We start from the raw sequence: 25409 nt of genomic DNA on the forward strand, positions 1-25409 counted from the left end.
TCTCAGTTGTAAGTAGAGATAAGCCCCGAACACAACCTTAACCGCGACAAAATTTTTGTGGCAGAGTCAGCCAATACTTTGCGCCAATACGCGGCTGATTTGAGTCAGGTTGTAACCACTTTCCTCAGCCCAGGTGTTAAAGGCCTGCTGAACCGCGGCTTTGGCCTTTTTGGAGGTTGGTGCCTTGTCGATAACGCCTTCAGCCACCAAACGCGCCACCACATCCTTGGACAGGATATAGCTTTCCTTCCCCATGGAGCGCAGCAGGTATGAACCAGTGCCACCACCAAGACGCGCGCCCTCTTTCTGCATCCAATCCAGCAATCCCTGAAAATCATCTGCCGGCCATTCACCAATCTTGCGGCCAAAAGAGCCGTGCTCGCCCGCAACCGACAGTATCCAAAGCGCGTTTTCCTGGATCGCGCGCACCTTGGGCGGGCTGCGCACGATGCGGGTGTCTTCGATCAACTCATAGAACCAATCTTCGGACATATGAGCGACGCGAGCGACATCAAACTGATGAAAGGCCGCTTCGATATCGGGCCATTTGTTTTCGACCACTTTCCAGCTGATCCCCGCCTGAAAAATGCCGCGCGTCATGGCCGAGAGCCAACGATCATCCGGGATAGCGGCCAGCTCATCGGCGCTAAGCGGGGGCGTCGCATCCGCCAGCACCGCCTCGCGCCCGCCTTTGCGATCAGCCGCGATGTCCAGGATTTCTGTAAATCTGCGCATTTTGAACTCTCCAAACTTTGCGACAGGATTGCAGAAGGCAGCTGCAACGAAAAGAACCAGTTGAGATGATGCTGTCAGTTTTTGTCCGTAAGGTCGCAAAGCCCCCTCGGGCCGGAGGGCGGGGTGGGTGGGCGGGAGCCCTCTGGGCCGAGGGGGCGACATCGCCGCTTGACAGAACCGTGCTGCAAGCGCAAAAAGCCCGCGAACCATATACCCGCAACCGGGCGTTCCGTGGGCGCCAAACTGACGAGGAGAGCCAAGATAATGGCCCAAATCTCTCTGACCTTTCCCGATGGCAATGCACGTGACTATGACGCAGGCGTCACCCCTGCTGAGGTCGCTGCCTCCATTTCAAAATCTCTCGCGAAAAAGGCCATCTCAGCCACCGTCAATGATGCGCATTGGGATCTGCAATGGCCGATCACCGAAAATGCCTCCATCGCCCTGCACACCTTGCAGGATGAGGAACAGGCGCTGGAACTGATCCGCCACGACTTTGCCCACATCATGGCCCGTGCCGTTCAGGAAATCTGGCCCGATACCAAGGTTACCATCGGCCCTGTTACCGATCATGGCTGGTTCTATGATTTTGACCGCGCCGAACCCTTCACCCCCGAAGACTTGGGTGTGATCGAAAAGAAGATGAAAGACATCATCAACGCCCGGGATGCGGTTCGCACCGAGATCTGGGAGCGTGATGTCGCGCGCAAATTCTATGAGGATGCAGGAGAGCCCTACAAGGTCGATCTGGTTGATCGCATTCCCGAAGGCGCGCCGCTGCGCATGTATTGGCATGGTGAGTGGCAGGACCTCTGCCGCGGCCCGCACCTGCAACATACCGGCCAACTGCCCGGGGACGCGTTTAAACTGATGGGGGTCAGTGGCGCGCATTGGTTTGGCGACACCTCCAAGAACCTGCAACGCATCACTGGCATCGGTTTTCGCAATCGCAAGGAACTTCAGGCGCATCTGAACTTCCTCGAAGAGGCGGCCAAACGCGATCACCGTCGCCTCGGCAAGGATATGGATCTGTTCCACCTGCAACCCGAAGCACCGGGCCAGGTTTTCTGGCACCCCAATGGCTGGACCATCTACACCATGCTGCAGGATTATATGCGGCGGGCGCAAAAGCGCGGCGGCTATGTCGAGGTGAACACCCCGCAAGTGGTAGATCGCAAGCTTTGGGAAGCCTCGGGTCACTGGGACAAATATCAGGAAAACATGTTCATCGTCGAAGTTGACGAAGAGCATGCCCGCGAAAAGGCCATCAATGCGCTGAAACCGATGAACTGCCCGTGCCATGTTGAGATCTTCAAACAGGGTCTCAAATCCTATCGCGACCTGCCTCTGCGTATGGCCGAATTCGGGTCTTGCGCGCGCTATGAACCTTCGGGGGCTTTGCATGGCATCATGCGGGTTCGCGGCTTTACCCAGGATGACGCGCACATCTTCTCGACCGAAGAGCAGATCGGCGAGGAATGCGCCGAATTCATCCGTTTCCTGTCTGCGGTCTATAAGGACCTCGGCTTTGAAGAGTTCCGCGTCTTGTTCTCGGACCGTCCGGAAAAGCGCGCGGGCAGCGATGAAGTTTGGGACAAAGCCGAAAGCGCACTGCTGGAAGCGACGCGCGCCGCTGGTGTCGAGCCCGAGATGAATCCCGGTGAAGGGGCATTTTACGGGCCGAAACTGGAATTCAGCCTGACCGACGCCATTGGCCGGGTTTGGCAATGCGGTACCTTCCAGGTTGATTTCGTTCTGCCCGAACGGCTGGACGCGCATTACATCGGCCCGGATGGGGAAAAGCACCGCCCGGTCATGTTGCACCGTGCCTGCCTTGGGTCCTTCGAACGCTTTATCGGCATTCTGGTCGAAGAGCATTCCGGCAAGCTGCCCTTCTGGCTGGCCCCGCGTCAGGTGGTTGTGGCCTCGATCACCTCAGAGGCCGATGACTATGTGCGCGACGTGGTCGCTGAGTTGACCGCCGCCGGTGTGCGGGCAGAGGCCGATATTCGCAACGAAAAGATCAACTACAAAGTCCGCGAACATTCGGTCGGCAAAGTCCCGGTCATCCTGGCCGTGGGGCATCGCGAAGTCGAAGAGCGCACCGTCACCGTGCGTCGCCTTGGCGAAAAGCAGACCAAGGTCGAGGCTTTGAGCGACGTGGTTACCGCGCTTGGGCAGGATGCAACACCTCCGGATCTTCGTTGAAGCGCCTCCATGTCATAATAAAGTCAGGGCGGCCATTGGGCCGCCCTTTCAGTTTCTTGGGTGCTTAAGGCTTGTTGAACCTGCTGCTAATTACAGGTCGAAGCGTTTGCAAACCCGTCCAGGCATTGTGCGGTAAGTCTTAAATCCCATCTTTTCATAATAGGCCTGTCCGCCTGAGTTATCTTCCCCGATCGCGGCATCCAGTGAGGGCAGCCCATATTCACGCGCAACGCTTAGCGTGCCAGCAAACAGGGCTTTGCCAATCCCCTGCCCCTGTGCCTCTGGGCTGATATGGGTGCCAATGATGCCCCATCCGGGTGTGACATCATAGGCATTGCCCTCTTCGGCACGGCTGACAATCTGGATGCCGACCGGTTGATCCGCAGCATCCATTGCAATCAGGCAAGAAACCCTGTTCGCGTTGCCGATATAATGTGTGGCGACATAATCCGGCGTGTCAGGCAGGTTTCGCTGCCCCAGTTTGGTCAGTTTTTGCAAAAAGGCACTGATGGCCGGGGCGTCTGCGGGAACGGCTTGTCTGAGTTTCATGTGAATACCTGTGTGCTGCTCTAAATCTGTCTGGGGCGAAACCTAGACCGGAAAAATTCAGAAACAAACCCTGACAGAGCTGACATAAACCGTGAGTTTTCCACGAGCGGCGAAAAGAGCGCGTGATGTTCTGTAACATTTGCCCGGAATTTTTCGGTTCCGAGACCAAACAATGTTTCGACCCTGGCCAAAGCAGCCCCGGAATCCCCTGAGATTCAGGAAAAACTCACTTTTTGCGCTCACAAAACTCACACGTGACCTAACGCGCCTGTGATGCACGCGCCCGTGATTGGCCCGTTGGGGGTGTATTGGGTCAATCTGTTCTCACCGGATGGCACGGTTGCCACCCGGAACAGTTTTTGAAAACCAGAGGAAGACACCCATGTCCAAGACCATGAAAACCGTTGCTCTCGTTGGCGCAGTTGCAGCTTCTTTCGCGACACACGCGACCACCGCAACCGCAATGGAAAAAGAGAAGTGCTTTGGCGTTTCGCTGGCCGGCAAAAACGACTGCGCCGCAGGCCCTGGCACAACCTGCGCCGGTACATCCAAAGTTGACTACCAGGGCAATGCCTGGACCCTGGTTGACGCAGGCACCTGCGCCAGCATCGAACTGCCTGCCATGGCAGACGGCACCGCGCGCATGGGCTCGCTGGAAGAGCTGGACCGCGACCTGCCAGCTTCCTAAGCTCGTTTTACGCGACCATGAGGGGCGGGATTTCCCGCCCTTCTTGCCCCAAATAGACCTGCTCCTGTCGAAAGATGCCCCATGTTTGACCATTCCAATACCCTGCCGCCGCGCCCCGGTGTTGGCTACAAACCCCAGCATTTCACCGAGATCATGGAGAACCCGGCCCCGGTGGGTTGGCTAGAGATCCATGCAGAGAATTATATGGGCGATGGGGGCCGTCCGCTGGCGCAATTGCGCGCCCTGGCGGAGAGATTTCCGATTTCCGTGCACGGGGTTGGCCTGTCGATTGGTGGTGAAGACCGCCTTGATCCAGACCATCTGGCGCGGTTGAAACATCTGGTGAGCTGGCTAAACCCGGCAAGCTTTTCCGAGCATCTGGCCTGGTCGACCCATGACAGCCATTTCCTGAACGATCTGCTGCCCCTGGCCTATACCAATGACACGCTGACCCGCGTCGCCGATCATATTGATGAGCTTCAAGAGGTGATCGGGCGCAAGATGCTGCTGGAAAACCCATCCAGCTATCTGGCTTTTGAGGAAAGCAGCTGGAGCGAGACAGATTTCCTGCGCGAAGTGGCCAAGCGCACAGGCTGTGGCATGTTGCTGGATGTGAACAATGTTTTTGTTTCCGCCACCAATCTTGGCTATTCGCCGCAGGAATACATCGCCGATTACCCGATTGATCTGGTTGGAGAGATTCATCTGGGCGGCCATGACGAGGATCACGATGATCATGGCGCGCCCCTGCTGATCGACAGCCATGGGCGCGAGGTGGCTGATCCGGTTTGGGCCTTGCTCGATATCACGCTGGCCGCTTCGGGGCCGCGCCCCTTGTTGATCGAATGGGACACGGATGTGCCGGACTGGCCTGTCTTGGCAGAGGAAGCGGTACGCGCAGAGCAAGCCCTGGCCAAGGTTGATGCGTGAGGCGCGCGCAGCATCGGGGCGCTGCCCCGCCCCGAGCAAGCTCGGGACTCCCCGGGATATTTTTGGCGCAGAGAAACAGAGGGTGGCATGGTAACGCAGACCGAGTTTGAAGCCGCGCTGCTGGATGCGGAAAGACCCGTTCCTGAAGGGTTGGTCGATGGGCAAGGCGCGCCAGCCGGGCGGCGTTATGCGGTCTATCGCAACAATGTCGCCGTTTCGCTGAGCGAGGCGTTGGAGACCGCCTTTCCGGCGGTGGCCAAGCTGATTGGGCCTGAGAATTTTGCAAAGGCAGCGGGGATGTATTTGCGGCGCGAACAGCCTGGATCGCCCTTGATGATGTTTTACGGGGCGGGCTTTCCCGAATTTCTGGCAAGTTTGGAGCCGTTGAAACCCATCGGCTATCTGAGCGATGTAGCGCGCCTGGAAATGGCCCTGCGCGAAAGCTATCACGCCGCGGATGCGCCGGTATTGGACCCGGCTGTGTTTCAAGGGATGGAGGAAGAGGATTTGATGGCTTCCCGCTTGGGGATTGCGCCCTCGGTTCGGATCATCCATTCCCCCTGGCCGGTTTTGTCAGTGTACAATTTCACCATGATCGAGGGCAGCCCGCAGCCACAACCCACTGCTGAAGACGTGCTGGTCGCACGCCCGGATTACGACCCGACGCCCTATTTATTGCCCAAAGGCGGGGCAGATTTTGTCCAAGCCTTGCAACAAGGTCAAAGCTTTGGCGATGCGCTTGGCGCGGCGGGCGATGATTTTGACCTTGGCGCGACCCTGGCATTACTGTTGCAGGGTGGCGCTTTGACAGACCTCAAAAGACCTTAAGGAGCCGCCATCATGGAACGCCTCATCTCATTGCATAATGCCGTATTCGCCGCGGTTGAACGGTTGGGTGACGGGCTGTTGCCGCTTTTGTCCCGCCTGGTTTTTGCCGGTGTGTTGCTGGGTTATTTCTGGAATTCGGCCATGACCAAGCTGGGGGATGGTTTCTTTGGCTTTCTGTCGCCGTCAGTCGGGGCCTATAGTCAGATCTTTCCCAAACAGCTGGAGGCGGTGACCTATGACACCTCGCAGCTAGGGGTGTTTCATTGGCTGGTGGTGGTTGCCGGGACCTGGGCTGAGTTCATTTTGCCGCTGCTGATCGTGATCGGGCTGTTCACCCGTCTGGCCGCGCTTGGCATGATCGGTTTTGTCGTGGTGCAAAGCCTGACCGATCTTTACGGCCATGGCGGAATTGCCCATGCGGAAACGCTGGGGGCCTGGTTTGATCGGGTGCCAGATGCTGCGATCCTGGATCAGCGGGCCTTTTGGATGGTGGTTTTGCTGACATTGGTAATCAAGGGGGCCGGTGCCCTATCCGTTGATCGGGTGCTGCAAACACTGCGTCCGGGCCGCGTGGCCGAAGTCTGACGCTGATTTAGTGTAAATCGAAAGGGCACGGTTTCGGCGGAAACCGTGCCCTTTTGCTGTCTGGGTCAAAACCCTAGAAATGCGCCTTTGGTTCATCCGGCTTACCGGCGGCAATCGCAAGAACACCGCCCAGTGCCGCAAAGGCGATCGGGAACATGGTGAAAACGTTAAAGCCAAAAGCGAAAAACATGCCAGCCGCTGAGAGCAGCAACAAAATCCCGCCCCACAGCGCCCGGGCCTTGGCCATGGCACCACCGGCAATCGCCAACATCGGCGACAGGATTGAGACGACACGCACAAGCTGCGGGTTGTCGAACATGCCGAAAACCTCTTCGACTTCGGCAAATTCGCGCGCCAATTCGGTGTAGCCAAAGCCAAAAAAGCCGACGATCATACCGAATACGCCAGCGATGATGCCAAGGGTCAGCGCGGCGTTACGCATCGGACAGTTCCGCCTGAACCGATTTGTCCCATCCCAGCCACATCGAGTCGCCAGACACGATTAGGGGACGTTTCATCAATGTCGGATGTGCCTGTAAAAGCGGCAAAACCTCTTCTGAACGCTGCGAATCTGACAGGTTTTTCCAGGTGGTCGAACGCTTGTTGAGCAATTTTTCGCCGAAGCGCGAAAACGCGTCACCTAAAACGTTTACGGGAATGCCATCCTCGCGCACATCGACAAAATCCACGTCTGCCAAGGCCTTACGGGCCTTTCTGCATGTATCACAGGTTTTCAGCCCATAAAGGATCATGATGCCTCCTTGATCATTGCACATCACATAAGTCGCTTGTGATTGAAATACGAGGGAGTTTTTCTTGCTTTTTTCCCTCAACCGGCGAAGCTGACCACGTGACTTTCGATGATCATTTCTGGACAGGCGCGTTTCCCGTCCTATCTGAAAGGCGAATGTGACAGGGGGGTTCGGCGCTTGGCCGGATCAAGGAAAAGACTTTGAAAGGAGCACGGGGATCATGCCGACAGGCACCGTGAAATGGTTTAATACCACGAAAGGCTACGGCTTTATTGCGCCGGATGATGGCGGAAAAGACGTTTTTGTACATATCTCGGCTGTTGAACGCTCGGGCCTGACCGGCTTGGCTGATGAACAGAAAGTCAGCTTTGAGTTGCGTGAGAATCGCGACGGGCGCGTCATGGCCTCGGATCTGCAACTGGTTTGAGTTGCGATCACATTTGACAGGAAAGAGGGCCGTCGGCGGCCCTTTTTTACATGTTCTGAGCTTTTTCGCGAATGTCCAAAGGTTACCTTAGTCTCTAAAGATCAAGGTAATTCCTAAGCTTAATCTCGCCCCTCAATCGCTAATGGTATGCTAGTTAGGTGTTGGGGGCAGAGTACAGGTAACAGGACAGGTTATGTGGCATTCGCTTTCCTTCAGGCTTTTCATGGTCTTATTCGTCTGCGGCGGCCTGGTCGCATCAGTGCAGTTTTTGCCCCCATTGACCGCGTCGGATGAACCACTGGTGTTCATGCCCGGACGGCCCGAAGTGGCCAGCTTTGACCCTATTCAATATTGCCAAAGCAATCTTAGCGGCGTCAGTTGTGAATGCTTTGCCCAGAAAGCCGCGCAGGTCCTGTCAGAAGCAAATGCGCGGGTGACAGGTTTTGACTATGCCAATCCCATCGACTTGGCCGTTCTTCAAGGCAGTCAGAATTGTTCCTGATCAGGCTTGTTGCAGGCGCAACGCCTCTTTGCCCGCGCGCTCGATCAGCTCCTGAACAAAGGGTTTGTCCAAATCCTCACTGCGCGTTGCCGCGTAAAGCCGCCGGGTCAGGCCGTTTTCGGTCAGGGGGCGGGTGACATAGTCAGAACTGTATTTAACCTCGCGCACCACCCAATCGGGCAGCACCGAAATGCCCCGGTTGGAGGCGACCAAAAGCAGGATCACCGCAGTCAACTCGACCTGACGGATAGAGGCCGGTTCCACTTTGGCCGGGGTCAGCAGCTGGCTGAAAATATCCAAGCGGGCGCGATCCACAGGGTAGGTGATCAAAGTTTGACCGCGAAAATCTTCGGCCTCGATAAACTCTTTTTGCGCCAAAGGATGGCTGGCCGCGGCCACAAAAACCGGGCTGTAATCAAAGAGCGGCGTAAAGGTTACGCCCGCAATCTCCTCGGGATCCGAGGAAATCACCACATCCACCTCTTCCTTGATCAAGGCAGGCAAGGCATCAAAGGCCAAGCCGGGTCGGATATCGACATCCACATCCGGCCAGCTTTTGCGAAACCCTTCGAGCACGGGGAAGAGCCATTCGAAACAGGCATGGCATTCAATCGCAATATGCATGCGCCCCGAACTGCCCGCGCGCAGCCCCATGAACTCTTCTTGCAAAGCTTCAACTTGCGGCAAAATCTGGTTGGCCAGCCGCAAAAGCCGCATCCCCGCCGCCGACAACCGCAATGGTTTGGAACGGCGCACAAACAGCTCGACCCCAGCTTGATCCTCCAAGCCTTTGATTTGATGGCTCAATGCAGATTGTGTGATGTTGAGCTGATCCGCAGCTTTCGCCAGGCCACCACATTCATGGATGGCCTTGACCGTGCGAAGGTGGCGAAACTCGATATGCATATGAACCTCATATTAGTGATGAGTATTATGAATTTGCCTCACCAATGCCAAAATGCGACATAGAGTGCAAGTTTCGCGACGCAGAGTCGCCGCAGATATCGCCTTAGCACAGGACAAACAGATGCAGCCGCAGATTTCCTTTGAGTTTTTCCCGCCGCGCAATGTCGAAGGCACGTTTCGCCTTTGGGACGCGGTTCAGGTTCTGGCACCGCTGGATCCGTCTTTTGTTTCCGTGACTTACGGTGCAGGCGGCACCACACGGGATCTGACCCGCGATGTGGTGGCAACCCTGCACAAACATTCAGGCCTGCGCACCGCCGCGCATCTGACCTGCGTCAACGCGACCCGCGATGAAACTCTGGGGATTGCCCAGGAATTCGCCAAGGCCGGGGTAAAGGACATTGTGGCGCTGCGCGGCGATCCACCAAAGGGCGAAAACAGCTTTACCGCTCATCCCGATGGCTTTGCCAATTCGGTTGAACTGATCGAGGCCCTGGCGGAGACCGGCGATTTCACCATTCGCGTTGGGGCCTACCCTGACAAGCACCCCGAGGCGGCAGATATGCAGGCTGATATCGACTGGCTCAAGCGCAAGCTGGATGCCGGTGCGACCGAGGCGCTGACCCAGTTCTTCTTTGAGGCCGAGACCTTTCTTCGGTTCCGTGATGCCTGTGCCAAAGCGGGGATCGACAAGCAGATCGTGCCGGGCATCCTGCCGATCGAAAACTGGAAAGGCGCGCGCAACTTTGCCACGCGTTGCGGCACCACCATCCCGAGCTGGGTGGATGACGCTTTTGCCAAGGCAGAGCGCGACGGGCGTGAGGACCTGCTGGCAACAGCGATCTGCACCGAGCTGTGCAGCGACCTGATCGATGAGGGCGTGGACAAGCTGCATTTCTACACGCTGAATCGCCCGGAACTGACCCGCGATGTGTGCTTTGCCCTGGGCGTGACCCCCAAGGTCAAGCTGGAACACGTGGCTTAAAGCCTTTCAAAGCAACAAAAAAACGGCCCCTGCCTGACGCGGGGGCCGTTTTTGTTTGGCAGCATTCAGACCGGAGCCCGTTTGGTCAGGCCAAGATTGGCGCGAACCTCATCCGGTCCGATCACCCGAGCGCCCATGCCTTCGATCACGGTTTTGGCACGGGTCACCAATTGCTCATTGGTGGCCAGGACGCCCTTGTCGAGCCACAAATTATCCTCAAGCCCAACGCGAACATTGCCCCCCGCCAGCACTGCCGCCGCCACATAGGCCATCTGATCGCGACCCAGTGAAAAGGCGCTGAAACACCACTCATCAGGCACATTATTGACCATGGCCATAAAGGTATTGAGGTCATTGGGAGCCCCCCAGGGCACCCCCATACAAAGCTGAACCAAGGCTGGGCTATCCAACACGCCCTCTTTCACCAACTCTTTGGCAAACCAAAGATGCCCGGTGTCAAAGGCTTCGATCTCGGGCTTTACCCCCAGCTCGGTCATCATCGCCCCCATGGCGCGCAACATGCCGGGCGTGTTGGTCATGACGTAATCGGCCTCGGCAAAGTTCATCGTGCCGCAATCCAGCGTGCAAATTTCGGGCAGGCATTCGGCGACATGGGCGACCCGTTCCTCGGCCCCCACCATGTCGGTGCCTTCGGCAACAGGGAACGGAGCGTCTGTCGAACCAAAGACGATGTCGCCGCCCATGCCGGCGGTGAGGTTCAGCACCACATCGACCTCAGCCTCGCGCACACGATCGGTCAATTCGCGATATAGTTTCAGGTCGCGCGATGGTGTGCCTGTCTCGGGGTCACGTACATGGCAATGCACCACTGCCGCCCCGGCTTTGGCACAGGCAATGGCACTGTCGGCGATCTCCTTGGGCGAGCGCGGCACATGCGGGCTGCGATCTTGTGTGCTGCCCGATCCGGTGACAGCAGCGGTGATGAAAACCTCACGGTTCATGGTCAATGGCATGGCTGCCTCCTCTCAAATCTGCGCCTGGCGGGATGGTGGGTGGGGTGTCTTGCCAAGGGCAAGCACGTCACCCCCTCCCGCAATTCTCAGCGCCCTTTCCAAACCGGATCACGCTTTTCCGCAAAGGCCTTGGCCCCCTCAAGCTGATCCTCACTGCGATAAAGCCGCTCCACTGTCTCGAACTGAGACTTGGTGATCTTGTTCAGCGCATCCTGGAATTTCATATCCTCAGCCTCGCGCACCACTTCCTTGATCGCCGCATAGACCAGCGGCGGGCCGGAGGCCAAAAGATCCGCCATCTCCCGCGCCTTATCCATCAGTTGATCGGCGGGCAAAACCTGGTTGATCAAACCCCATCGCGCGGCTTCTTCCGTGTCAATCCAACGCCCGGTCAGCAGCATTTCCATGGCGATGTGATAGGGGATGCGCTTGGGCAGTTTGATACTGGCCGCATCCGCCACCGTACCAGACCGGATTTCCGGCAAGGCAAAGCTCGCATGCTCGGCCGCCAAAATAATGTCACCTGACAGGGCCAGCTCTAACCCGCCGCCACAGCAAATCCCGTTCACGGCCATGATCACCGGCTTGTTCAGCCCGCGCAGCTCTTGCAAGCCGCCAAAGCCGCCCACCCCGTAATCGCCATCCACCGCGTCACCATCCGCCGCCGCTTTCAGATCCCAGCCCGGGCAGAAAAACTTTTCCCCTGCCCCGGTTACCACCGCCACGCGCAGGTCGGGGTCATCACGAAACTCGGTAAAGGCCTCGCCCATGAGCCGGCTGGTGGCCAGATCAATCGCATTGGCCTTGGGGCGGTTCAGGGTCAGCTCGAACACATGCCCGCGCCGTTCAATATGAATGGGGTTGTCCATCTAGTCCTCCAACCGGATCAAAGCATCCACCGCAATTGCCCCATCCGGGCCGCAGAGCAGTGGGTTAATTTCAACTTCAGCCACCCGCCCAGCCTGCGCTTTGACATAGGCCTGGACAGCCAGGATCGCCTGACAGATCGCCTTTTTCTCCGCAGCCGCCGCACCGCGATAGCCTGCCAGCATTGGCGCGATACGCAAAGAGTGCAACGCGGTCAGGATCGCCGTCTCATCCACAGGCAACAAGAGCGAGACCGTGTCTTGTAAGATCTCGGTCAATATGCCCCCTGCTCCAAGGGTCAGGACAAACCCATGCGCCGGATCGCGCATAACGCCGATCAAAAGTTCCGCCACGGCGTCCGGCACCATCTGCTCCACCAGATAGCCCTCTGCCTCCATTGTCTCTGCGGCTGCAATGACGTCTTCTGTGGTGGTCAAACCCAGTTTCACAGCGCCAGCCTCTGTCTTATGGGCAAAACCTTCGCCTTTGAGAACGATTGGAAAACCAATGTCGGCGGCGGCGTCACCAGCCTCACGCGGGGTGCTGACCCGTTCAGAACGCGGCACGGCCAAGCCATGTTGCGCCAAAATGTTCTTGGCCTCCCCCTCAGCCAACACAGTTAGTGCAGTCACTGAAGGCATAGGCTCACCACCTGATGGCAACAGGAGAGACACTGAAGCCGGGCCATTTTCTCCGAGCCAGGCCGCTGCCGCAACAGCTTCCAACCCTTCTCCAACCCCACAAAGCGGGATCACCCCGCGCGTCATGAGATCCTGGGCGATGTTTTCGGGCATGCATTCAGGAAGACTGGTCATGATTGCCATGGTGGCACCGGTTGCCGCAGCCGTGTCTGCCACAGCATTGACCACGATGTCCCACTCTCTTGCGTCGCAGCGGTCCGCGCGCGGGAAGTCCAGCACGACAATGCCCAAAGCCAGATTGCTTGCCGACATCATGGCGCTGAAACATCCGGTCAGGGCCTCTTGGTCACCCCAAATATAGGTGTGGTAATCCAAGGGGTTGGCCAGCGCGACTTTGGGTCCCAATACGCCGCGCAGCGCCTCTTGCTGCTCGGCGGATAAGGGCGGAAAATGTAGGTCTGTGCCCAGAACACTATCGGCAACAAGACTGGCCTCACCGCCGGAACAGGACATCGAAGCAATGCCGCCATGGTCAAGCGGGCCACGACAATGCAGGATTTTCAGCGTCTCAAGCAACCCTGCCAAAGAGCCAACCTGCGCGATGCCCAATCGTTTCAACAGCGCGCGCGCCCCGGCATCGGACCCGGCCAAAGACGCGGTGTGCGAGACGGCAGCGGCGCTGGCTTGTTCCGACGCGCCGATTTTCACGGCGACGATGCGCTTGCCCAGTTCAAAGGCGCGGCGCGCCAGCACCTCAAATCCGCGCAGGTCGCTCAGCCCCTCGATATGCAGCCCAAGCGCCGTGACACGCGGATCCTCAAGGATCGTCGCGCCAAGCTCGACCAGATCGGTCTGCGCCTGGTTGCCCAGCGTGCCAAGATAGGCGATGGGCAACCCGCGGGTTTGCATGGTGAGGTTCAACGCGATGTTGGAGCTTTGCGTCAGGATCGCCACGCCGCGGTCTACCGGTTGCATCCCGTGTTGATCCGGCCAAAGTGCGGCGCAATCCAGCGCGTTGACGAACCCGTAACAATTGGGGCCAAGCAGGCGCATGTCTCCGGCGGCGGCTAACAAGGCCTGTTGCAAATCCGCGCCATCGCCCAGCTCGGCCTGCGCCTCGCTGAAACCGGAGGCGAAACAGACCGCCCCACCCGTGCCACGGGCCGACAGGAGGCGAACCGACTCAACCGTAAGCGCGCGGTTGACCCCGATAAAGGCGGCGTCCGGCGCGCCGGGTAAGTCATTGATATGTTTAAAGGCAGGCAGGTCGCCGACCTCATCGCGTTTGGGATGCACAGGCCAAATATCACCGGCAAACCCAATCTTACGACATTCGCGGATCACATTGGCACACCAGGCCCCGCCACCGATCACAGCGATCGAGCGCGGTTGCAACAGGCGTTGCAGATTGGAGCGATCAAAGCTGGCGGTCATGGGTCCTCATGATGTCTTGCCTGGCCGGTCATTATGGCCAAGGTCGCGGTCAGGATCGATGTGATCGCGCAACCGCTGTTTCAATTCGCGCGCTTCGGGAAAGCCGCCATCGCGCTTGCGCTCCCAGATCAGCACATCATCAACCCGCACTTCGTAGATGCCGCCAATCTCGCCGGGCACCAACGTCACCCCACCCAGGTCAGTTCCAAATGTCTGAAGCAGCTCTTGCGCCATCCACCCGGCGCGCAGCAGCCAATTGCAGCCGGTGCAATAGGTGATGGAGACAGTCGGTTTGGTCTGGAGTTCGGTTGTCACGTTTTAGGCTCCCAAAGGTCTGAAAAGATCTCGGGAAATGATATGCCGCTGAATTTCCGAAGTGCCATCCCAAATACGTTCCACCCGCGCATCGCGCCAGAACCGTTCAATCGGGAAATCATCCATCAGCCCCATGCCACCAAAGATTTGCAGCGTCGTGTCGGTCACACGCGCCAGCATCTCGGAGGCATAAAGCTTAGCCGAGGCAATTTCGCGGTTGGCAGGCAGGTTCTGGTCAAGTCGCCAAGCCCCCGACAGTGTGAGCCAATCGGCGGCATCAATCTCGGTGATCATGTCAGCAACCTGAAAGCTGATGCCCTGGAACTTCGCAATTGGCTGACCGAATTGTTTGCGCTCCGCCGCGTATTGCACTGCCAGGTCAAAGCAACGCCGCGCCCGCCCGACGCAAAAGGCTGCAACCGTCAAGCGGGTGGCATACAGCCATTCGTTCATGACCGCGAAACCGCCATCCACCTCGCCCAAGACCTGCGCATCCAGCAGGCGGCAATCGTCGAATGTGAGAATGTAGTTCTTGTAACCCTTATGGCTGACCGAGTTATAGCCTTCGCGCACGTCAAAGCCCGGATGGCCGCGATCAACGAGGAAACAGGTGATACGTTTCTTGGGGCCGCGCGGGGTTTCGTCGATGCCGGTCGCCACAAAGACGATAAAGAAATCAGCATGTTCGGCACCAGAGATAAAATGCTTGGACCCATTGACCACCCAATCACCGCCATCGCGCACGGCCTGGCATTTCATCCCCCGCACATCTGATCCGGCATCCGGTTCGGTCATGGCCAGCGCATCCATTTTCTCACCACGCACCGCAGGCAGCAGGTATTTCTCGCGCTGCTCACCCTCACACGCCATTAGGATATTTTGCGGGCGGCCAAAGAAATGCGTCAACGCCATCGAGCCGCGCCCCAGTTCACGTTCCACCAGGGTGAAATCCATATGGCTGAGCCCCGCGCCGCCGACCTCTTCGGGGAAGTTGCAGGCGTAAAACCCCAGATCCAGGCATTTCTGCTTGATCTCCATGCCCAGTTCATGAGGCACCTGCCCCGTGCGCTCGACCTCGGCCTCATGCGGATAGATCTCGTTTTCAACGAAACTGCGCACGGTCGAGACGATCATCTCTTGCTCTTCTGACAGACCAAAATGCATGGGCGGCCTCCTTTGCTGCTGAGAAAAGGTAACTTTGGCTCGCGCGTTTCATTCATGCAGGTTAAGCCTTGGATCATGCAAAATTCGAATCCACCGGCAAAAACGCGGCAAATCGGAGTGCTGCTTTTCGAAGAATTCTCAAACCACGCGCTGGCCAATGCGGTGGAACCGCTGCGCGCGGCCAATCGGTTGTCGCGCCAGCCGCTTTATGAATGGCACTATCTGGGGATTACCGGAGGCTCGGTTTCGTCGTCCAGCGGGCTGCCTGTGACACCGGAAATGCCCTTGTCCGAACATCCCGGCGGCGCGCTGTTATTGGTTTTGCCCAGCTATGCCTTTCAATCGCAATGTGACCCGCAAACCCTGCGCAGCCTGCGCGCCGCCAGCAAGCGATTCACGCAATTGGCGGGCTTGGATATGGGCAGCTGGCTATTGGCCAAAGCCGGGTTGCTCGAGGGCAAAACCGCGACCATTCACTGGGATGAAATGACCCATTTTTCCGAGGAATTTCCCGAGGTTGACGCAGTGGATCGCCGTTATATCGCCACCGGGGACATTCTGTCATGTGGCGGGGCGAGCACGACGATGGAGCTGATGCTGGATCTGATCGGACAACATCATGGCATGATGCTGCGCCTTGAGGTGGCCGCGCTGTTCATGCATGGCGAACGCGACCCCAGCGCCTTGGTGCCGATCCGAACCGGCGACAGTCAGGTGGTCGAGGCGGCGGTCGCCATCATGCGCCGCACCATCGAAACGCCCCTACCGCTTGACGCGATTGCCAAGCGGTTGGGCATGGGGCTGCGGGCCCTGGAAAAGCATTTTCACAGCGCCACCGGGCGCAGCCCGCGCAGCGTATATATTTCCCTGCGATTGGGTGTCGCGCGCCGGCTGATCGAACAGACCAACCTGTCAATCACCGAAATCGCCACCCGCTCGGGCTATGAGGACCCAAGCGCGCTGACGCGATCCTTTAAACGGGAGTTTGGCACCACGCCGCGCGCCTTGCGTAAGAGCGACTAGGCTTTGTTCAGCTCAGTAGAATTCTGGTGGAAATAGTGGTGCATCTGCTGCTTTAGGATGGCCAGATGCTGGCCAATCTCTTCTTGCAACCGCTCCGCATCACGATCGCGCAGCGCTGCAACAATATCGTTATGCTGGCGAAACACCCGCGCCTGATTGCGCCCTTCACGCGATCCCAAATATCGCGACCGCCAAAGCCGTGCCAACAAGGCGCGATGGGTGTCAATCAATGTGCTGTTATGAGAGGCATTCACAATGGCAATGTGAAATTCCATATCCAATTCAAACAGGGTCACCTGATCAATTTCTGCCGCCTGCGCCTCCATTTTGACCTGAATAGCGGCGATATCTTCGATCTCCTCGGCGCTGGCGCGGGCACAGGCCTGGTCCCCAGACAACAGTTCGAGCGTTCGCAAAACATCAACGCAATCAGCCACTTCACTCCAAGGGGGATCGGCGACAATCGGGCTGCGCGCCGGGCGGAGCGTCACAAGGCCTTCATTGGCCAATTGCCGGATCGCTTCACGCATCGGCGTGCGGCTGACGCCCATTTCGGCCGCATTATCGCGCTCTTTGATCGGCGCGCCCGGCGGGAGATCACCGCGCAGGATAGCGCGGCGAAGGTGGTTTGCGATATGCTCGAACCGGTTTTCTTCGGCCATCCAAGCGCTGCCTTTGCCTTTGACGTCTTCGGGCTTTGGTATACCAAGACACGGGGGTTGTCGAATGCGCGCCTTGCTCTAGCCGCGCCCAATATAAGGCATCGCCGTTGCCATCACGGTCATGAATTGCACATTGGCATCAAGCGGCAGCTCGGCCATGTGCAAGACGGACCGCGCCACATGATCCACATCCATGACCGGCTCAACCGCGATTGACCCATCGGCCTGCGGCACCCCTTGCGTCATGGCCTGCGCCATATCTGTCAGCGCATTGCCGATATCGATCTGACCACAAGCGATGTTAAAGGCCCGGCCATCCAGCGAGATGGTCCGCGTCAACCCGGTGATCGCGTGTTTTGAGGTGGTGTAAGGCGTCGAGCCCCAGCGCGGCACATAAGCGGACACAGAGCCATTATTGATGATACGCCCCCCTTGCGGGTCCTGATGACGCATGCGGGCAAAGGCCGCGCGCGCACAAATGAAGGACCCGGTTACATTGATGTCGATGCAGTTGCGCCAGTCCTCAACACTGATCTCGTCAATCGGCGCGCCTTTGACGCCGACCCCGGCATTGTTGAACAGGGCATCCAAACGCCCCCATTCCGCAACAACTGCCTCAGACGCAGCCTCAACCTGCTCCTCATCCACCACATCGCAAGGCAGCGCCAAGGCCGCGCCCTGATACCGATCTGCCAGAGCCTCAAGCGGTTCCGGCGACCGTCCGATCAAGCCAACTTTCCACCCGGCATTCAGAAATGCCTCAGCACAGGCGCGCCCAATGCCGCGCCCTGCCCCAGTGATCACAATGGTCTTGCTCAAACTCTCTCTCCCCTTGGTTTCTCTGGGCTATTAATATCCCGGGGGAGTCCGCATCGCGGACGGGGGCAGCGCCCCCTCCCCTTTGACGAACAACGCCCTGGACAGGCCAGGGCGTTGTTATCCTTAATGATTGTCTCGAGGCAAGGTTCGACCAATCTTTTGATAGGCCGTCGCCAACTCCAGACATCCGCCCTCGGCCAGTTGGCCAACATGTTTGCGATAGATCTCTTGCCATGGCGTCTGATGCACAATCTCCGGCGCTTCCCAGGCGTCGATCCGCGCCTGCCAGTCGGCCTCGTCCACCAGAGCGTTCAGTGTCGAATTGTTCAGATCCAACCGCACCATGTCTCCGGTCTGCAAATAGGCCAGCCCACCGCCGACCACCGATTCTGGTGAGGCATTGAGGATCGACGGGCTTTCCGAGGTACCCGACTGACGACCATCCCCAACTGTGGGCAGGTGGTTGATACCGGCCTTGATCAACTCATCCGGTGGCTGCATGTTGACCACTTCGGCTGAGCCTGGATAGCCGACGCAGCCCACGCCGCGAATGAACAGGATGCAGTTTTCGTCAATCTCAAGGGCGGGATCGTTCAGGCGGTCGTGGTAATCCTCGGGGCCCTCAAAGACGATGGCACGCGCCTCATGCACCCCTTCCTTGCCGGGGTGGGAGAGAAAACGCTGCTGGAAATCCTCGGAAATCACCGAGGTTTTCATCAGGGCGGAGTCAAAAAGATTGCCGCTCAGCACCTTGAACCCGGCATTCTCGCGCATGGGTGCGTCATAAGATTTGATCACGTCGAAATCGTCGCTCTCAATGCCTTCAAGCGCCGCGCCCATGGTTTTGCCCGAGGCAGTCATCGCGCCCTCATGCAACCGGCCCGCCTTTTTCAACTCGCCCATGATAGCGGGCACTCCACCGGCGCGGAAGAAACCTTCGCCCAGATGCTCGCCCGCGGGCTGAACATTGGCCAAAAGCGGCACGTCAAAGCCGACGGTCTCCCAATCCTTGACGTTCAGCTCGACACCCACATGGCGGGCGACAGCCTGCAAATGCGGTGGAGCGTTGGTGGACCCGCCAATTGCGGCATTGGTTATGATTGCGTTTTCAAAGGCTTCGCGGGTCATGATGTCCGAGGGTTTCAGATCCTCATTGACCATGTCCACAATGCGCAAGCCAGTGCGATAAGCCATCTCCATCCGCTCGCGGAACGGGGCAGGAATAGCAGAACTGCCGGTCAAGGTCATGCCCAGCGCTTCGGCCATGGCGTTCAAGGTGCTAGCGGTGCCCATGGTGTTGCAATGGCCCAAGGACGGAGCCGAGGAACAGGCGCGCTCCATGAACTCTTCGTAATCGATCTTGCCTTCGGCCAGCAGGCGGCGGCTTTCCCAGATGATGGTGCCAGAACCTGCGCGTTTGCCCTTCCACCAGCCATCCAGCATCGGACCGCCATTCAAGGCAATGGCCGGCAAATCAACCGTGGCCGCGCCCATCAACATGGCTGGCGTGGTCTTGTCACAGCCGGTGGTCAGCACAACCCCGTCGATGGGATAGCCATGCAACACCTCGACCAAGGTCAGGTAAGCAAGGTTGCGATCCAGCGCCGCTGTCGGGCGTTTGCCGGTTTCCTGGATAGGATGCACCGGGAATTCCATCGGAATACCACCTGCCTCGCGAATGCCGGCCTTGATCCGGTCCATCAAGAACACATGGATCTTGTTGCACGGCGCAAGGTCGCTGCCGGTCTGGGCAATACCAATGATCGGGCGTTCGCTTTGCAGCTCTTCGCGGGTAAAGGTCGCGTTCTGGTAGCGCTCCAGATACAGCGCGGTCATGCCCGGATTGTTCGGATTGTCGAACCATTCCTGCGAGCGATAGCGCTTGCCTGCGCGGGTGTTTGACATGTGTTCTCTCTCCCCTGGCGGTCCCGGCACACCGGGACGCTGGTCATCTATTCTGGATCATGCCCGCACGGTGCCGCCCTTGAAAAGCAGCGAGTCGACCGTGAATGTCGGGTGTTGCCCTTTGCTGTATCGCCAAATCCAAACCGGAACAAGGTTGTTCCATTATTCAATATTTAGTTTCAAATAATGAAACTCATTTCTCCTCCCCTGTCTTTGTCCTCGTTTCATGCGACCAATCACAGCACGGCGTTGACAAGCTGGTCAAAACGCGGTTGAAGGAAATGGTATACCATTTTTCAGCACGTGAAAAGTGCTGGAATCTGGCAGGGGGAGATCACGTGACACCCATGTATCGCTCAGGTCGTAGCGATCGTGGCGCACACGGGCCGTTCCCCCAACTGGCGTTGAACAAGGACAAGACATGACCCATCAACCGGCTATCACGCAGCTATCCGCTTTGCTGGGCGACCGCCTGGTGACTTCACAAGCGGATCGCGACTTGCACGGTCAGAACGAGAGCTATCACCCGACCTTGCTGCCGGATGCGGTGGCCTATCCGGAAACCACGCAAGAGGTGTCTGAGATCGTCAAAATCTGCGCTGCGGAGGGTTGCCCAATCACCCCCTTTGGGGCGGGCAGTTCGCTTGAGGGGCAGCATCTGGCCAGTCAGGGCGGCATCAGTCTGGATATGGGCCGGATGAACAAGCTGCTGGCGGTCAATGACGAAGATCTCAATGCCGTGGTGCAGCCGGGTCTGACACGGGTCGAGTTGAACGAGGAATTGCGTGCAACAGGTCTGTTTTTCCCGCTGGATCCGGGGGCCAATGCCTCGCTTGGCGGGATGGCGGCAACACGGGCATCGGGCACCACGGCGGTGCGCTATGGCACGATGGCGGATTGTGTGCTGGCGCTGGAGGCGGTGATGGCAGATGGCACGATCATTCGCACCGGCAGTCAGGCGCGCAAATCCTCAACCGGATATGACCTGACACATCTGCTGATTGGCTCCGAAGGCACGCTCGGCATCATCACCGAATTGACCCTGCGCCTGCATGGCATCCCCGAAGCGGCCTCAGCCGCGACTTGCCGGTTCGAAAGCGTCGAGGATGCGGTGAACTGCGTGATCTTGACCATTCAGAGCGGGCTGCCCATGGCACGGATCGAATTGATCGACGAGGCGATGGTGCGGGGCTTCAACATCTATTCCGATGCGGGCCTGCCGGAAAAACCACATTTGTTTCTGGAATTCCACGGCTCTCCTGCAGCGGTCGCAGAACAGGCCGCGTTGTTTGGCGACATCGCCGAAGAATTTGGGGCCGCTGGGTTCCAGCGCGCCGAAAAAACCGAAGATCGCAACAAGCTTTGGTCGATGCGCCACAATGCGCACCCCGCCAACAAGGCGCTGGCCCCGAGCAAGGGGATCATCTCGACCGATGTCTGCGTGCCGATCTCGAAACTGGCTGAGGCCATTGTCGAAGCGCAGGATAAGGCCCGAGACATGGGGCTGAGCTGTGCAATTGTCGGCCATGTGGGCGATGGCAACTATCATTGCGGGCTGAATGTGGACACCTCGGATGCCGAGGAAATGAAACGCGCCAAGGAATTTGTCGGCTTGCTAAATGACAGCGCCTTGCGGTTGGGCGGCACGGTTAGTGGCGAACATGGCATAGGGCTGGGCAAGACCAGTTATATGCATGCGGAACATGGGCCTGCGCTGACTTATATGCGGGCGATTAAGGCCGCGTTTGACCCCAAAGGCATTCTGAATCCGGGCAAGATCCTGCCTGCGCTCAACCACTGAGAAAGGGACAGCAAGATGAAGCGCTTTTTGTGTCTGGGCGAATGTATGGTCGAATTTGCCCCCACCGATCAGGAGCTTTACCGGATGGGATTTGCCGGAGACACCTTCAATTGTGCTTGGTATGCGCGACAACTGCTTGGTACGGAATGGGCGGTGCAATATGGCAGCGTCGTCGGGCAGGATGCGGCCTCGGACCAGATGCTGGCCTATATGCAGGGGCATGGGGTGGATGTGTCAACCATCAGGCAGGTGCCGGATCGGACGGTTGGCCTATATACAATCCAGCTCCAGGACGGCGAACGCAGCTTTTCATATTGGCGCGGCGAGGCGGCAGCGCGACTGCTGGCTGATGATGAGGCTTGGTTGGACAGCATTCTGCACGGCCGGGACGTGATCCAGTTTTCCGGGATCACCTTGGCGATCCTACCGCCTGAGAAACGGCAGGTTCTGGCGAATGCTTTGACGAAGGCCCGTGCGGCTGGCACCTTGGTCGCCTTTGACACCAATCTGCGCCCCCGTCTCTGGGAAAGCGCTGAGGCGATGCGTGAAGGGCTGGTGCTGGGCGCGTCAGTTGCCGATGTGGTGCTGCCCAGCTTCGACGAGGAAGAGGACTGTTTTGGCGACAATAGCCAGGACGATACGATTGCCCGCTATCGCGATGTCGGCGCGCGCATCATCGCCGTCAAGAACGGAGCCGCGCCCTGCCATGTCTGGACCGAGGCTGAGGGCAAACAAACTGTCGCGCCCATAAAGGTCACAAATCTGGTCGACAGCACCGCCGCTGGCGACAGTTTTGCCGCTGGGTTTCTATCCGCACTGGTACAAGGGGCATCAGCCAGTGAAGCGACCAAAGCCGCATCCGAACTGGCCGCGCAGGTGATCCAGCATCGCGGCGCACTGGCCCCGGAAATATTTGGCAACACACATTAGAGGGCGATTGGCATGAAAGTACTCATCCTGGGTGGGGGCGGCTTCATCGGCCGCAAACTGGCGCTGCAATTGGCGGAAAGAGGACGGTTGCGCGGACAAGATATCGATAGGTTGGTTTTGGCCGACATCATCGACCCGGTGCCGATCAACGCCCCCTTCCCCGTGAGTTACCAGACTTGTGACATTGCCGATCCCGCCTCGGTCGCGACCTCGATCGATGCGGATGTCGATGTGATCTATCTCTTGGCGGCAGTGGTCTCGGCCCATGCAGAACAAGAGCTGGAAGCCGGGATTCAAACCAATCTGATGGGTGTGTTGAACGTGTTGGAGCGCTGCCGCTCTTTGGGCACCTGTCCTGTGGTGGTCTTTACCTCTTCGATTGCTGTGTTTGGCGGGGACACGCCACAGCCCTTTACCGATGTCAGCCTGCCCAATCCGCAAACCAGCTATGGCGCGCAAAAGGCCATGGGCGAATATCTGATCACTGATTATTCCCGGCGTGGGTTGATCGATGGGCGCGGCTTTCGCTTGCCGACAATCACGGTGCGTCCCGGCAAACCCAACCGCGCCGCGTCAAGTTTCATGTCCTCGATCTTTCGCGAGCCTTTGAATGGGGAAACCGCCAATTGCCCGGTCGATCCGGATTTCAAACAGCTCTACCTGTCGCCGCGCAAATGCGTGGAAAACCTGATCAAAGGGGCGGAGTTGCAGATCGAAGAGCTAGGGCAAAACCGCTGCCTGACCATGCCGGGACAGGTTTGGACGATTGCTGAGATGATCGACGCTATGACGGAGGTGGCCGGACCGGATCCCGCCGCGCGGATCACCTGGAACAAAGAGCCCGAGATCGATACGATCCTGAAAGGCTGGCACATGGATATTCGCACAGATCGCGGTTTGGCCTTGGGCCTCGAAGCGGATAGCAGTTTTCAAGACAATATCCGCTACTATCTGCAAGACGATGTAGCCAAGAATTGAGGGTTTCACGCATGAGCGAATTTGCAATCTATCCAAGCCTCAAGGGCAAAACCGTGATCATCACCGGCGGGGCCTCGGGCATTGGGGCCGAGATGGTCAGCGCCTTTGCCGCGCAGGGCTGCAAAGTGGGGTTCGTCGATAAGGATGTGGAGACGGCCAAGGCTTCGGTTGCGCAGATTGACGGCGATGTCGCGTTTGAACCCTGCGATTTGCGCGATATCGACAGTTTGAAAACCGCCTTTGACAAGCTGGCAGACCGTCACGGCGCGGCGCAGGTGCTGGTCAATAACGCAGCACGCGATGATCGCCATGATTGGCGCGAGGTGACCCCAGACTACTGGGACGAGCGCATAGAGACCAACCTGCGCCATATGTTCTTTGCCATGCAGGCAGTTGCCCCTGCCATGGTCGAGGCCGGGTCTGGCTCGATCATCAATCTGGGATCAAACTCCTGGTGGGAAGCGGTGGGCAATTTCCCCGCCTACGCCACGGCCAAGGCGGCTGTGCACGGGTTGTCGCGCACCATGGCGCGCGATCTGGGCGATGCGCGTATCCGGGTCAACACGGTGGTCCCCGGCTGGATCATGACCGAGCGCCAAAAGGAGTTGTGGGTCACACCGGAAAAACTGGCCGATCACCTCAAAGGCCAATGCCTGCCCGACCCGGTGGATCCAGTCTATGTGGCGCGCATGGTGCTGTTTCTGGCCTCGGATGATGCGGCCATGTGCACGGCGAGCAACTTTTTCGTCGATGGCGGCTCGGTCTGAGATCGGTTTTGACCGCTCCGTCAGCCGCGCGCGGTGACAAAAATTTTGCAAATTTTTTGCGGTTGCGCGTGGTGCGAGGGGACGGTTAGTTCACCGGTGTCAGCAAAAGTCGGCCCGCCAGAAACGCCGCGATATTGTCGTGCTGTAGCAGGGCCATATCGGTGCGGGTTTCGGTGGTGGCCGAACCCTGATGGGGCTGCAAAACCACATTGTCCAAGGCGCGAAAGCGTGGGTCAATATCAGGTTCGTTCAGGAAAACATCCAGCCCGGCCCCGGCGATGATCCCGCTTTCCAAGGCCTTTAGCAGCGCCGCCTCGTCAATCGTGGTGCCACGTGAGATGTTAATCACCACACCGCGCGGCCCCAAAGCGGCCAAAGCCTCGGTTCCCACATAGCCCAAAGTTTCCTTGCCGCCGACCAAGGCAACCACCAGAAAATCCACTGCCTCGGCCAGGGAAACAACATCGCTGTGGTAGGTCCAGCCCGGTGTCTGTTTTTCACTGCGGGAATGGTAATGGATATCCATTTTGAAGGCCGCCAGACGATCCGCAATTTCCCGCCCGATCCGTCCCAGCCCAACAATGCCGACCCGAGAACCCGAGGCTTTTCGGTTCAGCGGCAGACTGCCCTTTGCCGCCCAGTCGCCGCTGCGCACACAAGCATCCCCAGCGATCATGTTCCGACATTGCGCCAAAAGCATCGCAACGGCGAGATCGGCCACATCATCGTTCAGCACATCGGGGGTATTTGTCACGCGAATACCCCGCTTTGAGGCAGCTTCGACGTCAATGGCGTCATAGCCAACGCCAAAATTGGCGATCAGCCCCAGTTTGGGCAACAGATCCATCGCAGCGGCCCCGAAGGCGGCATGTCCCTTGAAGGCGACAGCCGCTGTCTCAGCCCGCGCTTGCACTGACAAACTGTCAAGGTCAGTAACATCGGCCACAAACCCGGCATTGAAAGCGGTCTTTAGACGGTCCCGCTCAACCTCGGAAAACGAGGCCCCGATCATCATGACATTGGTCATCTTACCC

Annotated in this window: 27 protein-coding genes; 13 read left to right on the plus strand and 14 right to left on the minus strand. The window is 58.3% G+C overall.

Annotation, left to right across the window (positions count from 1 at the left end; genetic code table 11):
* Positions 1-66: 66 nt before the first annotated feature.
* Positions 67-735: a DNA-3-methyladenine glycosylase I gene (locus CLV87_RS15550; protein ID WP_099246821.1), complete on the minus strand. Its 669-nt coding sequence runs from the start codon at positions 733-735 to the stop codon at positions 67-69.
* A 264-nt stretch (positions 736-999) separates the two neighbouring features.
* Here CLV87_RS15550 and thrS point away from each other — a divergent pair, with 264 nt between their 5' ends.
* Positions 1000-2943, plus strand: coding sequence for a threonine--tRNA ligase (gene thrS / locus CLV87_RS15555; protein ID WP_099246823.1), 1944 nt, complete (start codon positions 1000-1002; stop codon positions 2941-2943).
* Positions 2944-3033: 90 nt separating this feature from the next.
* Here the strand turns inward: thrS and CLV87_RS15560 are convergent, their stop codons facing one another.
* Positions 3034-3492 (minus strand): GNAT family N-acetyltransferase, encoded by a 459-nt coding sequence (locus tag CLV87_RS15560; protein WP_099246825.1) that lies wholly within the window; start codon positions 3490-3492, stop codon positions 3034-3036.
* 382 nt (positions 3493-3874) lie between these two features.
* On the opposite strand from CLV87_RS15560, the gene CLV87_RS15565 reads away from it, so the two are divergent.
* From CLV87_RS15565 to CLV87_RS15580, 4 genes are all read left to right on the plus strand, one after another.
* Entirely contained in the window at positions 3875-4180 is a 306-nt protein-coding gene (locus CLV87_RS15565; protein WP_099246827.1) for a BufA1 family periplasmic bufferin-type metallophore, read from the plus strand.
* An 81-nt stretch (positions 4181-4261) separates the two neighbouring features.
* Positions 4262-5110: an MNIO family bufferin maturase gene (bufB, locus tag CLV87_RS15570; protein ID WP_099246829.1), complete on the plus strand. Its 849-nt coding sequence runs from the start codon at positions 4262-4264 to the stop codon at positions 5108-5110.
* A gap of 87 nt (positions 5111-5197) precedes the next feature.
* Positions 5198-5938: an HvfC/BufC N-terminal domain-containing protein gene (locus CLV87_RS15575; protein WP_099246831.1), complete on the plus strand. Its 741-nt coding sequence runs from the start codon at positions 5198-5200 to the stop codon at positions 5936-5938.
* Between the two features lie 12 nt (positions 5939-5950).
* Positions 5951-6523 carry a DoxX family protein gene (locus CLV87_RS15580; RefSeq protein WP_099246833.1) on the plus strand — a complete coding sequence of 191 codons (573 nt, stop codon included), beginning with the start codon at positions 5951-5953 and terminating at the stop codon, positions 6521-6523.
* A 73-nt stretch (positions 6524-6596) separates the two neighbouring features.
* Here the strand turns inward: CLV87_RS15580 and CLV87_RS15585 are convergent, their stop codons facing one another.
* Both CLV87_RS15585 and CLV87_RS15590 read right to left on the minus strand, forming a co-directional pair.
* Positions 6597-6965, minus strand: a complete 369-nt coding sequence (locus CLV87_RS15585) for a hypothetical protein (protein ID WP_099246835.1) — start codon at positions 6963-6965, stop codon at positions 6597-6599.
* Positions 6958-7275 carry an ArsC/Spx/MgsR family protein gene (locus CLV87_RS15590; protein ID WP_099247858.1) on the minus strand — a complete coding sequence of 106 codons (318 nt, stop codon included), beginning with the start codon at positions 7273-7275 and terminating at the stop codon, positions 6958-6960. The genes CLV87_RS15585 and CLV87_RS15590 overlap by 8 nt, the downstream gene beginning before the upstream one ends.
* A gap of 220 nt (positions 7276-7495) precedes the next feature.
* Here CLV87_RS15590 and CLV87_RS15595 point away from each other — a divergent pair, with 220 nt between their 5' ends.
* Together CLV87_RS15595 and CLV87_RS15600 are read left to right on the plus strand one after the other, a co-directional pair.
* Complete coding sequence (locus CLV87_RS15595) at positions 7496-7702, plus strand: cold-shock protein (protein WP_099246837.1); 207 nt, start codon at positions 7496-7498, stop codon at positions 7700-7702.
* Between the two features lie 193 nt (positions 7703-7895).
* The gene (locus tag CLV87_RS15600; RefSeq protein ID WP_141561257.1) at positions 7896-8204 is read left to right on the plus strand and encodes a hypothetical protein; all 309 of its coding nucleotides are present in this window, start codon (positions 7896-7898) and stop codon (positions 8202-8204) included.
* On the opposite strand, the gene CLV87_RS15605 is transcribed toward CLV87_RS15600, so the two are convergent.
* Positions 8205-9110, minus strand: a complete 906-nt coding sequence (locus CLV87_RS15605) for a LysR family transcriptional regulator (RefSeq protein ID WP_099246841.1) — start codon at positions 9108-9110, stop codon at positions 8205-8207.
* 121 nt (positions 9111-9231) lie between these two features.
* On the opposite strand from CLV87_RS15605, the gene metF reads away from it, so the two are divergent.
* The gene (gene metF, locus CLV87_RS15610; RefSeq protein ID WP_099246843.1) at positions 9232-10095 is read left to right on the plus strand and encodes a methylenetetrahydrofolate reductase [NAD(P)H]; all 864 of its coding nucleotides are present in this window, start codon (positions 9232-9234) and stop codon (positions 10093-10095) included.
* A 65-nt stretch (positions 10096-10160) separates the two neighbouring features.
* Here metF and CLV87_RS15615 read toward each other — a convergent pair whose 3' ends face one another.
* The 5 genes from CLV87_RS15615 to CLV87_RS15635 all read right to left on the minus strand — a co-directional run bounded on the left by CLV87_RS15615 (position 10161) and on the right by CLV87_RS15635 (position 15490).
* Positions 10161-11069, minus strand: a complete 909-nt coding sequence (locus CLV87_RS15615; protein WP_099246845.1) for a BKACE family enzyme — start codon at positions 11067-11069, stop codon at positions 10161-10163.
* An 86-nt stretch (positions 11070-11155) separates the two neighbouring features.
* Complete coding sequence (locus CLV87_RS15620; protein ID WP_099246847.1) at positions 11156-11938, minus strand: carnitinyl-CoA dehydratase; 783 nt, start codon at positions 11936-11938, stop codon at positions 11156-11158.
* Positions 11939-14011 (minus strand): acetate--CoA ligase family protein, encoded by a 2073-nt coding sequence (locus tag CLV87_RS15625; RefSeq protein ID WP_099246849.1) that lies wholly within the window; start codon positions 14009-14011, stop codon positions 11939-11941. It lies immediately after the preceding gene.
* Positions 14012-14017: 6 nt separating this feature from the next.
* Complete coding sequence (locus CLV87_RS15630; RefSeq protein ID WP_099246851.1) at positions 14018-14326, minus strand: SelT/SelW/SelH family protein; 309 nt, start codon at positions 14324-14326, stop codon at positions 14018-14020.
* Positions 14327-14329: 3 nt separating this feature from the next.
* Positions 14330-15490: an acyl-CoA dehydrogenase family protein gene (locus CLV87_RS15635; RefSeq protein ID WP_099246853.1), complete on the minus strand. Its 1161-nt coding sequence runs from the start codon at positions 15488-15490 to the stop codon at positions 14330-14332.
* Positions 15491-15565: 75 nt separating this feature from the next.
* Here CLV87_RS15635 and CLV87_RS15640 point away from each other — a divergent pair, with 75 nt between their 5' ends.
* Entirely contained in the window at positions 15566-16513 is a 948-nt protein-coding gene (locus CLV87_RS15640; protein WP_099247860.1) for a GlxA family transcriptional regulator, read from the plus strand.
* Here the strand turns inward: CLV87_RS15640 and CLV87_RS15645 are convergent.
* The 3 genes from CLV87_RS15645 to CLV87_RS15655 all read right to left on the minus strand — a co-directional run bounded on the left by CLV87_RS15645 (position 16510) and on the right by CLV87_RS15655 (position 19899).
* Positions 16510-17175 (minus strand): GntR family transcriptional regulator, encoded by a 666-nt coding sequence (locus CLV87_RS15645; RefSeq protein ID WP_099246855.1) that lies wholly within the window; start codon positions 17173-17175, stop codon positions 16510-16512. The genes CLV87_RS15640 and CLV87_RS15645 overlap by 4 nt on opposite strands.
* A 78-nt stretch (positions 17176-17253) precedes the next feature.
* Positions 17254-17994: an SDR family oxidoreductase gene (locus CLV87_RS15650; RefSeq protein ID WP_099246857.1), complete on the minus strand. Its 741-nt coding sequence runs from the start codon at positions 17992-17994 to the stop codon at positions 17254-17256.
* A 123-nt stretch (positions 17995-18117) separates the two neighbouring features.
* Entirely contained in the window at positions 18118-19899 is a 1782-nt protein-coding gene (locus CLV87_RS15655) for an IlvD/Edd family dehydratase (protein WP_099246859.1), read from the minus strand.
* Between the two features lie 421 nt (positions 19900-20320).
* Between CLV87_RS15655 and CLV87_RS15660 the strand changes: the two genes are divergently transcribed.
* From CLV87_RS15660 to CLV87_RS15675, 4 genes are read left to right on the plus strand one after another with little or no spacing between them, the layout of a single operon-like run.
* A complete protein-coding gene (locus tag CLV87_RS15660) occupies positions 20321-21700 on the plus strand; it encodes an FAD-binding oxidoreductase (protein ID WP_099246860.1) in 1380 nt (459 codons plus the stop codon).
* A gap of 15 nt (positions 21701-21715) precedes the next feature.
* On the plus strand, positions 21716-22630 hold the full coding sequence (locus tag CLV87_RS15665; protein WP_099246861.1) for a sugar kinase: 915 nt from the start codon (positions 21716-21718) through the stop codon (positions 22628-22630).
* A 12-nt stretch (positions 22631-22642) separates the two neighbouring features.
* Positions 22643-23608, plus strand: a complete 966-nt coding sequence (gene denD / locus CLV87_RS15670) for a D-erythronate dehydrogenase (protein WP_099246862.1) — start codon at positions 22643-22645, stop codon at positions 23606-23608.
* An 11-nt stretch (positions 23609-23619) separates the two neighbouring features.
* Positions 23620-24375 (plus strand): SDR family NAD(P)-dependent oxidoreductase, encoded by a 756-nt coding sequence (locus CLV87_RS15675; protein WP_099246863.1) that lies wholly within the window; start codon positions 23620-23622, stop codon positions 24373-24375.
* A gap of 85 nt (positions 24376-24460) precedes the next feature.
* On the opposite strand, the gene CLV87_RS15680 is transcribed toward CLV87_RS15675, so the two are convergent.
* The gene (locus tag CLV87_RS15680; RefSeq protein WP_099246864.1) at positions 24461-25402 is read right to left on the minus strand and encodes a 2-hydroxyacid dehydrogenase; all 942 of its coding nucleotides are present in this window, start codon (positions 25400-25402) and stop codon (positions 24461-24463) included.
* Between the last annotated feature and the right edge of the window lie 7 nt (positions 25403-25409).

It is taken from the genome of Pelagimonas phthalicica, assembly GCF_004364805.1.
In the GTDB taxonomy this organism is placed as follows: domain Bacteria; phylum Pseudomonadota; class Alphaproteobacteria; order Rhodobacterales; family Rhodobacteraceae; genus Pelagimonas; species Pelagimonas phthalicica.

What these genes read in the sequence shown, in the direction of transcription:
- CLV87_RS15550 (WP_099246821.1), bottom strand. Translation starts at nt 735, where the DNA reads ATGCGCAGATTTACAGAAATCCTGGACATCGCGGCTGATCGCAAAGGC.
- thrS (WP_099246823.1), top strand. Translation starts at nt 1,000, where the DNA reads ATGGCCCAAATCTCTCTGACCTTTCCCGATGGCAATGCACGTGACTAT.
- CLV87_RS15560 (WP_099246825.1), bottom strand. Translation starts at nt 3,492, where the DNA reads ATGAAACTCAGACAAGCCGTTCCCGCAGACGCCCCGGCCATCAGTGCC.
- CLV87_RS15565 (WP_099246827.1), top strand. Translation starts at nt 3,875, where the DNA reads ATGTCCAAGACCATGAAAACCGTTGCTCTCGTTGGCGCAGTTGCAGCT.
- bufB (WP_099246829.1), top strand. Translation starts at nt 4,262, where the DNA reads ATGTTTGACCATTCCAATACCCTGCCGCCGCGCCCCGGTGTTGGCTAC.
- CLV87_RS15575 (WP_099246831.1), top strand. Translation starts at nt 5,198, where the DNA reads ATGGTAACGCAGACCGAGTTTGAAGCCGCGCTGCTGGATGCGGAAAGA.
- CLV87_RS15580 (WP_099246833.1), top strand. Translation starts at nt 5,951, where the DNA reads ATGGAACGCCTCATCTCATTGCATAATGCCGTATTCGCCGCGGTTGAA.
- CLV87_RS15585 (WP_099246835.1), bottom strand. Translation starts at nt 6,965, where the DNA reads ATGCGTAACGCCGCGCTGACCCTTGGCATCATCGCTGGCGTATTCGGT.
- CLV87_RS15590 (WP_099247858.1), bottom strand. Translation starts at nt 7,275, where the DNA reads ATGATCCTTTATGGGCTGAAAACCTGTGATACATGCAGAAAGGCCCGT.
- CLV87_RS15595 (WP_099246837.1), top strand. Translation starts at nt 7,496, where the DNA reads ATGCCGACAGGCACCGTGAAATGGTTTAATACCACGAAAGGCTACGGC.
- CLV87_RS15600 (WP_141561257.1), top strand. Translation starts at nt 7,896, where the DNA reads ATGTGGCATTCGCTTTCCTTCAGGCTTTTCATGGTCTTATTCGTCTGC.
- CLV87_RS15605 (WP_099246841.1), bottom strand. Translation starts at nt 9,110, where the DNA reads ATGCATATCGAGTTTCGCCACCTTCGCACGGTCAAGGCCATCCATGAA.
- metF (WP_099246843.1), top strand. Translation starts at nt 9,232, where the DNA reads ATGCAGCCGCAGATTTCCTTTGAGTTTTTCCCGCCGCGCAATGTCGAA.
- CLV87_RS15615 (WP_099246845.1), bottom strand. Translation starts at nt 11,069, where the DNA reads ATGCCATTGACCATGAACCGTGAGGTTTTCATCACCGCTGCTGTCACC.
- CLV87_RS15620 (WP_099246847.1), bottom strand. Translation starts at nt 11,938, where the DNA reads ATGGACAACCCCATTCATATTGAACGGCGCGGGCATGTGTTCGAGCTG.
- CLV87_RS15625 (WP_099246849.1), bottom strand. Translation starts at nt 14,011, where the DNA reads ATGACCGCCAGCTTTGATCGCTCCAATCTGCAACGCCTGTTGCAACCG.
- CLV87_RS15635 (WP_099246853.1), bottom strand. Translation starts at nt 15,490, where the DNA reads ATGCATTTTGGTCTGTCAGAAGAGCAAGAGATGATCGTCTCGACCGTG.
- CLV87_RS15640 (WP_099247860.1), top strand. Translation starts at nt 15,566, where the DNA reads ATGCAAAATTCGAATCCACCGGCAAAAACGCGGCAAATCGGAGTGCTG.
- CLV87_RS15645 (WP_099246855.1), bottom strand. Translation starts at nt 17,175, where the DNA reads ATGGCCGAAGAAAACCGGTTCGAGCATATCGCAAACCACCTTCGCCGC.
- CLV87_RS15655 (WP_099246859.1), bottom strand. Translation starts at nt 19,899, where the DNA reads ATGTCAAACACCCGCGCAGGCAAGCGCTATCGCTCGCAGGAATGGTTC.
- CLV87_RS15660 (WP_099246860.1), top strand. Translation starts at nt 20,321, where the DNA reads ATGACCCATCAACCGGCTATCACGCAGCTATCCGCTTTGCTGGGCGAC.
- CLV87_RS15665 (WP_099246861.1), top strand. Translation starts at nt 21,716, where the DNA reads ATGAAGCGCTTTTTGTGTCTGGGCGAATGTATGGTCGAATTTGCCCCC.
- denD (WP_099246862.1), top strand. Translation starts at nt 22,643, where the DNA reads ATGAAAGTACTCATCCTGGGTGGGGGCGGCTTCATCGGCCGCAAACTG.
- CLV87_RS15675 (WP_099246863.1), top strand. Translation starts at nt 23,620, where the DNA reads ATGAGCGAATTTGCAATCTATCCAAGCCTCAAGGGCAAAACCGTGATC.
- CLV87_RS15680 (WP_099246864.1), bottom strand. Translation starts at nt 25,402, where the DNA reads ATGACCAATGTCATGATGATCGGGGCCTCGTTTTCCGAGGTTGAGCGG.